Origin of the sequence: Pantoea sp. 9140 (genome assembly GCF_000745295.1) — a bacterium.
Taxonomy (GTDB): domain Bacteria; phylum Pseudomonadota; class Gammaproteobacteria; order Enterobacterales; family Enterobacteriaceae; genus Pantoea; species Pantoea vagans.
In genome coordinates this window covers 3567139-3579112 of sequence record NZ_JQNO01000001.1, presented here as the reverse complement: position 1 = coordinate 3579112, position 11974 = coordinate 3567139, and the positions used below count along the sequence as shown (strand labels likewise).

The window sequence follows — 11974 nt, the reverse complement described above, 5'->3', positions numbered from 1 at the left end:
AGGCGGGCAATGACAGGGTGAAAACCGGGATGAAATGACAGCAGGGATTAAGGGTAACCAGTAAAACGCCATCCCGGTTGGGATGGCGTGATATTACTAAAACATCTGTCTCTGCCTGCTATGAGTCCGCACAGGCTCAGGTAACACGGTCAGATCGGAAAGTCGCTCAAGCCATCCATGGCCGCTCGGCCCGCGCGATTACGCACCTCATCCATGAGGTGCGCCCGTTGCCGGGCCAACGCTCTGCATTGTTCAAAAACGCTCCCGGCGTTTTTGTCCCTGGCGCGGGACGCTTTCCTCTTCTGACCGTGTTACCTGCGCGTTGAGCTTATTCGTTGCTGCAACATTCACCCTGCTTTGAGTGAGTCAGCAGTCTGAGGCCATCGCGGTTGAGACAGCCTGGTGCAGAGCAGCAAATCAGGCGCGGGCAGCGCGCCAGTACGCAATCAGCCGCAGATAGTTGCCTTTTACGGTCTCAATCAGTGCCTGATCGTCCAGTTCACCCTGCAACCACTGACGCGAAGGCTGACCAAAGATGGTGCGACCCACCGCAAAACCTTTTACCCATGGCGCGTTGGCCGCCGCAGCGAAGCCCGCTTTAAGCTTCTCTTCGGGTGCATCCAGACCCAGCAACAGAATGCCGCGACAGAGAGGATCCTGCTCCTCAATCAGACGACTGATCGCCTGCCAGCTCTCTGCGGATAGCGGAGGCAGTTTCCACCAGTCCGGCTGAATACCCAGACTGTAGAAATGACTCAGTATATCAAGGTAATAGGCTTCATTCTTATCCGGGTTGCTCTCGGGAAGAATTACTTCCAGCAGCAGCTCATGGCCACTTTTGTTACAGCCTTTCCAGACGTCGAGCACCAGGTCATCCTGCTCTTTGCGCAGTTCAGCACTGTCATGCGGATGATAAAACACCAGACATTTCACGACATGCTCGGCGGGCCAGTCGATTAGCTGCGAGCCGATGTTGCCATGCTCCAGACGCAGTGGACGTGAGCTGGGCAGCTCGATCGGGCGGCCAATCCACCACTTCTTACCCGTGATGGCATTCAGGGCTTTCTGACCATACGTGGTATCCGCCAGAATGCCGCTTTTGTTCTCTAATCCCGCCTCACTGGCCGCCTGCTGAGCGGCTTCCAGCAGCAGCAGTTTCAGCTGTGGAATACGGCTCTCATCAACGCCCGCTTCCTGCGCCATATCCGCCAGCTGTTTGCGATGGTCAAAAGCGAACACGTTCAGCTCCGGCCATTGCTGCTTACGGGTGGTCACACGGTGCAGATGGTTCAGACGACTGTCGAGATCGGGACGTTTCACCTCTGTGTCGCGGCTCAGGAAATCATCCAGCTCCGCTTTGGTTGGCATGGCAGGGGCACAGCCGTGGCGTGACACGACCAGCGCGCCACAGGCGTTAGCATAACGGCACGCCTGCTCCCAGCCTTCATCATTCAGCCAGCCGCGCAGCAGGCCAGACATAAAGGCATCGCCCGCGCCCAGCACGTTGAGCACGTCGACGCGCACGCCGGTGTGCAGCTGAGTCTGTTCCCAGCTATCCGGAATTTCACCTTCAAACACCACGCAACCCAGCGGACCGCGTTTGCAGACCAGCGTCGCCTGGCTCGCCTGACGCACGTTCTTCAGCGCAGTCAGGGTATCGGTGCTGCCACCGGCAATATGAAACTCCTCTTCGGTGCCGACGATCAAATCGAAATAGTGCACCACTTCCTGCAACTGCTGAGTGACCTGAGACGACTCAATGAAACGTGTTTCACCGTCACCCAGAGAAGTCAGTCCCCATAACACCGGGCGGTAATCGATATCCAGCGCCGTTCGCAGGCCATTGCGGCGGGCGATATCCAGCGCTTTCAGCACCGCTTCACGGGTCTGCGGATGAGATAAGTGCGTGCCGGTGACTGCCACCGCGCGGGACGAGGTAATAAAGCCTTCGTCGATATCGCCCGGTACCAGACCCATATCAGCGCAGTTATCACGGTAGAAAATCAGCGGAAAAGTCTCTTCATCTTTAATCCCCAGAATCACCATGCCGGTCAGGCGTTTTGCATCGGTGATCAGAGCATCGGTGTTACAGCCCACGCGCTGCAATTCCTCACGCAGAAAGCGACCATTGTGCTCATCTCCCACCCGCGCCAGCATCGCCGATTTCAGCCCCTGAATCGCGGTGCCATAAGCGACGTTGCCCGATGATCCGCCCAGATATTTAGCAAAGGAGGTGACATCTTCCAGCCGTGCCCCAATCTGCTGGCCATAAAAATCAACGGCGATGCGCCCGATACAAATCACATCAAGCGGCTTCTGTTGTGTACTCATACCTGTGGTTTCCTTCTGTGATTCGCAGAGCTGGCGGGCGAAAAGATCGATCCAGGCAGGCTCTGCTTCCGGGTCTGTGGGTATCTGGCTGGCTATGAGAGAAGTATGAGGAATAAAAATTCCATATTCAATATGAAATGAAATATCCATCGCAATTTTGTGAACCAGGTAAAACTCCTGATTGCCTCCCGCCTGCGCGGTCTCTGCTGTCACGATGTGCGGTATGTCAGGGTTGTGAAGGCGATCGCAGGAATCCGTACGCCAGTCAGGCAAGCTGCCCCATTGAAATGATTTTTTTCATCATGAACCACTCTCTGCTAAACGTTCCAGATTTCCCCGTCGTGATCGCCCGCCAGACCTGTTGCCATCGTTAAATTTGATCTCACTCGCAAAATGAAATGTTTCTTCTGTAATCGTGTTTTATGAAAAATATATTTGTTTATAATCGCCTCACGTTTCAGTTATTCCGGCCGCTTTTCCGCCAATGACAACGCCTTGCGCGCTGTCGCGGAAGTCGGGGTCCACCAGCATGTAAGGAAGAAACATGGGCACAATCAGACTGACCACGGCACAGGCGCTGGTTAAATTTCTTGATAATCAATTCATCGATGTTGATGGCACTGAGACGAAGTTCGTCAAAGGCATCTTCGCGATTTTCGGCCATGGCAACGTGCTGGGGCTGGGCCAGGCGCTGGAACAGGATAGCGGCGATCTGGTGGTCTGGCAGGGTCGTAACGAGCAGGGCATGGCCCATGCTGCCACCGGCTTTGCCCGTCAGTCGCTGCGCCGTCAGATTATCGCCTGCAGTTCGTCTGTGGGACCGGGTGCGGCTAACATGATTACTGCCGCCGCCACTGCGACCGCTAATCGCATTCCGCTGCTGCTGCTGCCCGGCGACGTCTTCGCCACCCGTCAGCCCGATCCGGTGCTGCAACAGATTGAGCAGAGCTACGATCTTAGCATCAGCACCAACGACGCCTTCCGCGCCGTCAGCAAATACTGGGATCGCGTCAGCCGTCCTGAGCAGCTAATGTCCGCCTGTATCAATGCCATGCGCGTGCTGACCGATCCGGCCGAAACCGGCGCGGTCACGCTGTCGCTGCCGCAGGATGTGCAGGGTGAGGCCTGGGATTACCCGGACTACTTCTTCCAGAAACGCGTGCACCGTCTGGATCGCCGCCTGCCGGTCGCGGCGCAGCTGGCGGATGCCCTGACGCTGATTAACCGTAAGCGCAAGCCGATAATTATCTGCGGCGGCGGGGTGAAATACTCTGAAGCGGGCGAGGCGCTGCGCCAGTTTGCCGAGCGCTATCAGATCCCCTTTGCCGAGACGCAGGCGGGCAAGGGCACGCTGGTCTCTGACCATCCGCTGAATGTCGGCGGCGTAGGCGAAACCGGCTGTCTGGCCGCGAACCTGCTGGCGAAAGAGGCCGATTTAGTCATCGGCATCGGCACCCGCTACACCGACTTTACCACCGCATCGAAATGGATTTTCCAGCATCCCGATGTCAGCTTCCTGAACATTAACGTCAGCAACTTCGACAGCTACAAGCTCGATGGCGTGCAGCTGCTGGCCGATGCCCGTGAAGGGCTGACCGCGCTCACCGCTGCACTGGCCTCACAGCACTACAGTAATGACTGGGGCAGCCAGATTGAGCAGGCGCAGAGCCAGCTGCTGAAAGAGACGCAGCGCGTCTATCAGGTGGAATATCACGATGGCGACTTTGTGCCAGAGATTGCTGACCATCTCGACCGCGAAGCGGTGTTCGCAGAATTTAACCGCCTGACCCAGTCACTGCTGACGCAAAGCAGCGTGCTCGGCACCTTAAATGAGCAACTGCCGAAAGATGCGGTCGTGGTAGCCGCCGCAGGCAGCCTGCCGGGCGACCTGCAGCGCGTCTGGCGCACCAAAGATTACAACGCCTACCACGTCGAATATGGCTACTCCTGCATGGGCTATGAAGTCAATGCCGCGCTGGGTGCAAAACTGGCGCAGCCGCAGCGCGAGGTCTATGCGCTGGTCGGTGACGGCTCCTTTATGATGCTGCACTCTGAGCTGGTCACCTCGATTCAGGAAGGGGCGAAGATCAACGTCGTGCTGCTGGATAACATGACTAACGGCTGTATCAACAACCTGCAGATGGAACACGGTATGGACAGCTTCACCACCGAGTTCCGTTTCCGTAACGCGGAAAGCGGCAGGCTGGACGGCGGCTTTATCCCGGTCGATTTCGCGGCTATTGCTGCCGGTTATGGCTGCAAAACTTATCGCGTCACCAGCCTGGAACAGCTTAAAGCGGCGCTGGAAGATGCCCGCACCCAGACGGTCTCCACCCTTATCGACATCAAAGTGCTGCCAAAAACCATGATCCACAAATATTTCAGCTGGTGGCATGTCGGCGTGGCGCAGGCGTCGAAAACCGAACGCGCTCAGGCGGTGGCGGACAAGCTCAACAGCCATCTGGATCAGGCGCGCAAATACTGATTTCCGGGCCGTGCTGCGGCCCGTTTTCCTCTTCTCCGTACGAACCCTACACAGGTGTAATTATGACTTTGAAACTTGGCGTCATTGGTACAGGTGCAATTGGTCAGGAACATATTCGCCGCTGCAGCCATGTGCTGCAGGGGGCTCAGGTGGTTGCTGTCTCTGATATCAATGTCGACGGCGCGCGTGCTGCCCTGCAACGCCTGAATATTGAGGCGGCGGTGTTTGAAAATGGTCACGATGTGATTCAGTCACCCAACGTCGATGCGGTGCTGGTCACCTCATGGGATCCGACCCACGAAGAGTTCACCCTGGCGGCGATTGCCGCCGGTAAACCGGTCTTCTGTGAAAAACCGCTGGCGATGAGTGCCGAAGGCTGCCGCCGGGTGGTGGATGCAGAGATTCAGGCGGGTAAACGCCTGGTGCAGGTCGGCTTTATGCGTCCTTACGATGCGGGCTATCGCGCCCTGAAAAAAGTGATCACCGATGGCGATATCGGTGAGCCGCTGATGCTGCACTGCGCGCACCGTAACCCGACCGTGCCGGAGAACTACACCACGCCTATGGCGATCACGAATACCCTGATCCATGAGCTGGATGTGCTGCGCTGGCTGACCAGTGACGACTATAAAACGGTACAGGTGATCTTCCCGCGCGTGACGTCGAAGACCCATGGTCAGCTGAAAGACCCGCAGATCGTCCTGTTCGAAACCCACAAAGGGGTGCGCATCGACGTCGAGATCTTCGTTAACTGCGCTTACGGGTATGACATTCAGTGTGAAGTGGTCGGTGAAGAGGGTATTGCCCGCCTGCCAGAGCCTTCTTCGGTGCAGCTTCGCAAAGATGCCCGCCTGTCGAATACCATTCTGGTGGACTGGAAAGATCGCTTTATTGAGGCGTATGACGTTGAGCTGCAGGCGTTTATCAATGACATCAAAGCGGGTCAGCTTACCGGTCCTTCTGCCTGGGATGGCTTCGCCGCCTCCGTGGCCGCCGATGCCTGCATCAAAGCGCAGAACAGTGGTGCGATTGAGCCGGTAGAGATGCCACCACGTCCTGCTTTCTATAACTGATTTAGCTCTCTCTGCGGCCTGGCCGCGCTCCATCCGGGAATAAGAAGATGAACAAAGAGAATGTAAAACTGGCGATCGCGCCGATCGGCTGGACCAACGATGACATGCCGGATCTCGGCAGTGAAAATACCTTCCAGCAGACCGTCAGTGAGATGGCGCTGGCGGGCTTTACCGGCAGTGAAGTGGGTAGCAAATATCCGCGCGATCCGGCGATTCTGAAACCGATGCTCGATATTCGCGGCATCGAAATCTGCAACGCCTGGTTCAGCACCTTTTTTGCCAACGGCGACAAAGAGAAAACCATCGAACAGTTCATCGAGCATATGAACTTCCTGCATGCGATGGGCGCGCGGGTGATTGGCTGTTCTGAGCAGAGTAAAAGTATTCAGGGCACCACGCTGGCAGTGTTTGAAGAGAAAGCGATTTTCAGCGATGAAGAGTGGCGGTTAACCGCAGAAGGCTACAACGAACTGGCTCGCATCGCAGCAGAGAAGGGGATGCGCGTGACGCTGCATCACCACATGGGCACCGGCATTCAGACCACTGAAGAGATCGACCGGTTTATGGCGATGACCGACGAGCAGGTTGGTTTGCTCTATGACACCGGCCACGTCTACTACTCCGAAGGCTCCCAGCAGAAGATGCTGGCGGTACTGGAAAAATATCTGCCGCGCATCTTCCACGTGCATCTCAAGGATGTGCGTGATGAGGTGGTCGCTGAGGTACGCGAGAATCATCTCTCGTTCCTGGAAGGGGTGAAAAAGGGCACCTTTACCGTGCCGGGCGATGGCGTGATCGACTTTAAGCCAGTGTTTAAAATCCTGGACGATTACGGCTACAAAGGCTGGATGGTGGTGGAAGCGGAGCAGGATCCGGCGCTGGCCAATCCGTTTGAGTATGCGGTGAAAGCGCGGAAATATATTCGGGAAAATACAGGGTTATAACGTGCTCTGAATAAAGGCTGGCTTCCCTGTGGGAAGCCAGCATTGAGATTTTTGACAAAGTCCAGCTCGGTAGCGGTAAGACCGAGCCTGCGAAGGGAACACGGTCAGATCGGAAAGACGCAAAAACCGCCATCCATGGCATGCTCGGCCCGCGCCGTCCCTGCCGCGGGACGCTTTCCTCCTCTGACCGTGTTCCCTGCGCATTGAGTTTATTCATTGCTGCCAGACTCACCCTGATGTGGGTTTGTCAGCAGTCTGAGGCGGGCTTCCCTGTGGGAAGCCCGCCTTTTGTTTTACTTCAGCGTAATGCTTTTCACAATGCTGTCAGCATCGCTCTGGGCCTGCTGCTGGTTATCGCCTGGCAGCGTAATCTGCAGCGTCACCAGTTTGCCATCCACTTTTGCCAGAACCACGGAAGACCATGAAGTCTGGTTGTTGGCAGAAATCACGGTATCCAGCTGCTGAGCGGGCTGATCTTTCAGCGTCACAGATTTGTTCGACACCACCTGCAACTGCGGATCGCGGTTGCGCTGCTGCTGTTCCATGCGCTTCGACAGCACATCCAGCCCGTCACTGGTCGGGTCACCGGCAATCACAATAATGGCGCGGGCTCCGGTTTCATCCGCATAAACGTGCATGTTCGTGGTCTGCGAACCCAGTTTACCGCTTTTATCTGACATGCCTGGTGGCAGTGAGAAGCTCAGTTTGCCATCCATCAGCGTGACGGTCTGCGCCGACTGACTGGCACTGACGCCGTTGTCGTTCGCCGCTTCATCTTTCTTCTGGTCACAGGCCGCCAGGCCAAGTACCAGTAAACCCATTCCTACATATTTCACCAGGTTGCGCATCAGAATCCCTTTTTTAAGTTTCCAGTCAGGCATTAATACAACAGGAATCAGGTTGCAAACGCAACCTGATGATTGTCAGAAGATCTTAGCGGATAGTAACGGAAACCGTATGGGATATTAGCCGAAATTGACCTGGCGGGCGGTCTGGCGTTCAGCCAGACGTTTTAGCGCAGCATTGAGCAGTACGCCGTAGGCGGGCAGGAAGAAGACCATGCAGATCAGCACTTTGAAGCTGTAATCCACCAGGGCGATCTCGACCCAGTGCTGCGCCATAAACGCATCGGGGCTTTTATAGAAGGCGATAAAGAAGAAGGCCAGCGTATCGCTGATATTCCCCAGGAACATGGCGCAGCCGGGTGCTATCCACCACTGAGGCAGACGACGCAGACGGTTAAATACATGAACGTCGAGGATCTGACCCAGTGCATAAGCCATAAAGCTGGCGCAGGCGATACGGGCAACAAACAGGTTCATCACTTCCAGCGCCTGCCAGCCCTGCCATTCACCCTGATAGAACAGCGCCGAGACAGCGTAAGAGATAAACAGCGCCGGGATCATCACGGCCAGAATAATGCGTCGGGCCAGCGGTGCGCCAAAAATACGCACGGTGAGATCGGTCGCCAGGAAGATAAACGGAAAGCTGAACGCACCCCAGGTGGTGTGGAAGCCAAAGACAGAGATCGGCAACTGAACCAGGTAGTTACTGGAGGTGATCACCAGCAGGTGAAACAGCGATAACCAGAAAAGCGCATGCATGCGCTGACGTGAAGAAAATGCGAGCATATTCAACCTTTTTAATGTTGGGGTGAGGGAACCCATTGCGGGACGCTGTTCGGGCAGCGCCTGGCAGTTTTATGAGCAAAAAGCGGCGGCATATTACCGCGTTGTGCTTTTTATGCAATGGTTAATTTTAACGCAATCGTTATCGCCTTGCTTCACCGCCAACACGCGCTAGAATGAGCGCCCTTTACCTGAACCGAGTTGATTATGAGCGATGCTTTTTCCTCTGCCGACCATCAGCTGGACGCCCGTGGCCTGCGTTGCCCGGAGCCGGTGATGATGGTGCGCAAAACCGTACGCAGCCTGCAGGATGGCGAGACGTTACTGATTATCGCCGATGATCCGGCGACGACCCGCGATATTCCCGGCTTCTGCCGCTTCATGGAACATGGCCTGCTGGCACAGCAGACCGACACGCTGCCCTATCAGTTTCTGATCCGCAAAGGTATGGCGGGTTAACAGCAGCCGTTCAGGCCGCCGTTAACCCTACTCTTCAGACAGAACCTTTTACTCAGTCGCGGCGCCGCAGTAACCGCAGCGCGTTGGCGGTGACCAGCGCGGTCGCACCGGAATCTGCCAGCACCGCCAGCCAGAGTCCGGTCAGACCCAGCAGGGTGGTGACCAGGAAAATCGCCTTCAGCCCCAGCGCAATGCCGATATTCTGGCGGATGATGCGCCGCGTACGACGCGCCAGCGCAATCATCGGGGCCAGGTTGCTGAGCTGATTCCGCGTCAGGGCCGCATCGGCCGCTTCCAGCGCGACATCGGTGCCGCTGCCCATCGCAATGCCCAGCGTTGCTGCTTTCATCGCCGGGGCGTCGTTAATGCCATCTCCGATCATCGCCAGCGGCTGCTGCTGACTCAGTTCACGGATGGCCGCCACCTTATCGGCAGGCAGCAGGCTGGCGCGATAATCAATATCGAGCTGGTGAGCAATGGTTGCTGCCGCGCGCGGGTTATCGCCGGTCAGCATCAGGCTCTCAATGCCCAGCTTTTTCAGCGCTTTTAACGCCTCCACGGCATCGTCGCGCAGCTGATCGCGCAGGGCCAGCGCACCGAGCGCCTCGCCATCGCGCATCAGTACCACCAGGGTTTCACCTTCGGCTTCCTGCTGCGCAATCTGCGCGCTTTGCTGCGGCGTCAGGCCGGGCGTATGGCCGGGCGTCAGCAGCTGAATCTGCTGGCCTGAGACCCGCGCACTGATGCCGCGTCCCGCCTGTACCTGCTGATCCTGCGCGTCAGGAATGACCAGATCACGCGCCTGCGCGGCCGCCACGATAGCGCTGGCCAGCGGATGGGTCGCACCCTGTTCCGCCGCAGCGCTTAACGCCAGCATCTCTGACTCGCTGGCTGTGCCAAACCGCAGGATCTGCGTCAGCTGGGGCTTGCCCAGCGTCAGGGTGCCGGTTTTATCAAAGGCCATCCTGCGCAGCGAACTCAGGCGTTCCAGCGCCGCACCACCTTTAATCAGTGCACCCTGACGCGCCGCCGCAGCCAGCCCGGAAGTAATCGCGGCTGGCACAGAGATCACCAGCGCACAGGGGCAGCCAATCAGCAGCAGGGTCAGTCCTTTGTAGATCCACGGCTGCCAGTCGCCTGCGAAGAGCAGGGGTGGCACCACCATCACCAGCAGCGACAGCAGCATCACCAGCGGCGTATAGATGCGGCTGAACTGATCGATAAAGCGTTCAACCGGCGCACGGTGCGTTTCTGCTTCCTCAATCAGCTGCAGGATACGGTCAATCGCGCTTTCCCCCGGTTTTGACACCACTTCCAGCGTCACCAGCCGATCCACGCTGGTGGCACCGGCCAGGATTTTTTCACCGCTGGCGCGGGTGACCGGCAGTGACTCACCGGTCAGCGCGCTTTCATCGAAACTGGCGAGCGGGCTGATTAAACAGCCATCGACCGGCAAACGGCTGCCCGCCGCGACTTCAATCACATCACCCGGTTGCAGCGCCGCCAGCGGCACCTCACTGCGCTTGCCCTGTTTCAGGCGAATCGCCGATTCAGGCCGCAGCGCCATCAGGCTGGTGACGCCGCTGCGTGCCCTGGAGGCAGCATAGCTTTCCAGCTGTTCGCCCAGCTGAAACAGCACCAGCACCATGGCGGCTTCTGCATGCGCGCCAATGATCAACGCGCCTGCCGACGCCAGCGTCATTAATGTCTCAATGGTAAAAGGCGATCCGCTGCGCAGACGCTGCCAGGCACCGCGCGCGACCGGGACCAGGCCGACCAGGGTGGTCAGCACAAACAGCCGATCGCCCCAGACGGGTGCAAACTGGCTGAGAACGCTGCTGGCGAGCACCAGCAGCGCCAGCAAAATCAGTATCCGGTTCTGCTGCCAGCGCGAGCTTGCGGACGGCGTCTCCGAAGGTGTAGCAAGCTGGAAACCGGCTTTTTTTACCGCCTGTTCAACGGCGCTTTGTACATCGTTGTCAGCGTTCACCACCAGCTTCTCGCTGCTGAACAGTACGCGGGCATCGGTCACGCCGTTTACCTGGCGGACGGCGGTTTCAATGGTGCGGGCGCAGCCCGGGCAATCCATGCCGCTGATTTGCCAGCTAAAGGGCCAGGCACCTCGCCGGTCGCTTTCCTCAGCAGTGTCGGCCTCATTGCCAGGGCTGCTGTTGCAGTCACAGCAGCAGCCTGCCGTATCCGCCGTCACGGGCGTAGCAGCATGAATAGAAAGAGAGAGTGGACGGGCCTGACGAACCTGGCACAGCGGTTTTGCTGCGGCGTGGCTGGCACGCGGTTTGCCGCAGCCACAGGCGTGATGTTGATGCATATGACCTCCGGAGTGTAAGAGTCGCGGGATGAGCAACGTTGCTCATCCCTTATCCTACACTCTGGAGTGAACTCCAGAGTCAAGACTAATTTTTCAGACGACCCACAGTGAACGCACGATCATAAAGTGACCGGCAAAGTAGCAGGCGGCCACAATCGCGCTGTCAGCGCTGAAGCGACGACGATAGTGCGAGATAAACCAGACCGCGTTGGCGAGCAGCAGCAGACCGGCACCGGCCATGATCGAGAAGCTATAATCGGTCGGACGGAAGAAGTACTGCTCGGTCGCTATCCAGGTCATCACTACCGTCATGCCAATAAAGGTGCAGACAGGCCAGCGCAGATCCTCCAGTCGGCTCCAGATGATGCCAATCAGAGCGGCACCGATGATGAGCAGCGTCAGCGGAATCGGCCAGAAGAAGGTCATGGTCATGCTGGCGGCGAAGCAGAGCGTATAGAGCAGGTGCGACAGGAAAAACGCCCCGACGGCATAGAGCATCTGCTGACGCGGCAGTAGCGTTAACGCATCACCGACCAGTGTCGCAACCAGACCGGCCAGAATCAGATAGTCCGTGGTTTGCAGCACCGGAGCCTGCCAGGCGAGCCCGACCAGCAGCAGCAGCGTGACGGGCTTAAACAGCCAGCGCTGCCATTGTGGGCCGCGATAGGTGGCATCGACATAGAGCCAGCCGGAGAAAAGTACAGCGAGGAAAGACCAGAGCATTG

Annotated in this window: 9 protein-coding genes; 4 read left to right on the top strand and 5 right to left on the bottom strand. The window is 57.6% G+C overall.

The features are described 5' to 3' along the window. Positions 1–417 precede the first annotated feature (417 nt). On the bottom strand, positions 418–2331 hold the full coding sequence (iolC, locus tag FA92_RS16655) for a 5-dehydro-2-deoxygluconokinase (protein ID WP_033784684.1): 1914 nt from the start codon (positions 2329–2331) through the stop codon (positions 418–420). Positions 2332–2875: 544 nt separating this feature from the next. On the opposite strand from iolC, the gene iolD reads away from it, so the two are divergent. From iolD to iolE, 3 genes are all read left to right on the top strand, one after another. Further along, the gene (gene iolD, locus FA92_RS16650; protein WP_033784213.1) at positions 2876–4816 is read left to right on the top strand and encodes a 3D-(3,5/4)-trihydroxycyclohexane-1,2-dione acylhydrolase (decyclizing); all 1941 of its coding nucleotides are present in this window, start codon (positions 2876–2878) and stop codon (positions 4814–4816) included. Between the two features lie 62 nt (positions 4817–4878). Continuing rightward, complete coding sequence (locus FA92_RS16645; RefSeq protein ID WP_033784212.1) at positions 4879–5889, top strand: Gfo/Idh/MocA family oxidoreductase; 1011 nt, start codon at positions 4879–4881, stop codon at positions 5887–5889. Between the two features lie 47 nt (positions 5890–5936). Next, on the top strand, positions 5937–6833 hold the full coding sequence (gene iolE, locus FA92_RS16640) for a myo-inosose-2 dehydratase (RefSeq protein ID WP_033784211.1): 897 nt from the start codon (positions 5937–5939) through the stop codon (positions 6831–6833). Between the two features lie 293 nt (positions 6834–7126). On the opposite strand, the gene FA92_RS16635 is transcribed toward iolE, so the two are convergent. After that, a complete protein-coding gene (locus FA92_RS16635) occupies positions 7127–7681 on the bottom strand; it encodes a DcrB family lipoprotein (protein WP_033734745.1) in 555 nt (184 codons plus the stop codon). A 117-nt stretch (positions 7682–7798) separates the two neighbouring features. Then, complete coding sequence (locus FA92_RS16630; protein WP_033784210.1) at positions 7799–8464, bottom strand: 7-cyano-7-deazaguanine/7-aminomethyl-7-deazaguanine transporter; 666 nt, start codon at positions 8462–8464, stop codon at positions 7799–7801. 204 nt (positions 8465–8668) lie between these two features. Here FA92_RS16630 and tusA point away from each other — a divergent pair, with 204 nt between their 5' ends. After that, positions 8669–8920 (top strand): sulfurtransferase TusA, encoded by a 252-nt coding sequence (gene tusA / locus FA92_RS16625; protein ID WP_010253330.1) that lies wholly within the window; start codon positions 8669–8671, stop codon positions 8918–8920. 52 nt (positions 8921–8972) lie between these two features. Here tusA and FA92_RS16620 read toward each other — a convergent pair whose 3' ends face one another. After that, complete coding sequence (locus FA92_RS16620; RefSeq protein ID WP_033784209.1) at positions 8973–11249, bottom strand: zinc/cadmium/mercury/lead-transporting ATPase; 2277 nt, start codon at positions 11247–11249, stop codon at positions 8973–8975. Between the two features lie 93 nt (positions 11250–11342). Continuing rightward, the gene (locus FA92_RS16615) at positions 11343–11972 is read right to left on the bottom strand and encodes a lysoplasmalogenase (RefSeq protein WP_033784208.1); all 630 of its coding nucleotides are present in this window, start codon (positions 11970–11972) and stop codon (positions 11343–11345) included. Between the last annotated feature and the right edge of the window lie 2 nt (positions 11973–11974).

Coding starts and splice junctions, on each gene's coding strand:
- iolC (WP_033784684.1), bottom strand. CDS start 2,331: ATGAGTACACAACAGAAGCCGCTTGATGTGATTTGTATCGGGCGCATC.
- iolD (WP_033784213.1), top strand. CDS start 2,876: ATGGGCACAATCAGACTGACCACGGCACAGGCGCTGGTTAAATTTCTT.
- FA92_RS16645 (WP_033784212.1), top strand. CDS start 4,879: ATGACTTTGAAACTTGGCGTCATTGGTACAGGTGCAATTGGTCAGGAA.
- iolE (WP_033784211.1), top strand. CDS start 5,937: ATGAACAAAGAGAATGTAAAACTGGCGATCGCGCCGATCGGCTGGACC.
- FA92_RS16635 (WP_033734745.1), bottom strand. CDS start 7,681: ATGCGCAACCTGGTGAAATATGTAGGAATGGGTTTACTGGTACTTGGC.
- FA92_RS16630 (WP_033784210.1), bottom strand. CDS start 8,464: ATGCTCGCATTTTCTTCACGTCAGCGCATGCATGCGCTTTTCTGGTTA.
- tusA (WP_010253330.1), top strand. CDS start 8,669: ATGAGCGATGCTTTTTCCTCTGCCGACCATCAGCTGGACGCCCGTGGC.
- FA92_RS16620 (WP_033784209.1), bottom strand. CDS start 11,249: ATGCATCAACATCACGCCTGTGGCTGCGGCAAACCGCGTGCCAGCCAC.
- FA92_RS16615 (WP_033784208.1), bottom strand. CDS start 11,972: ATGCTCTGGTCTTTCCTCGCTGTACTTTTCTCCGGCTGGCTCTATGTC.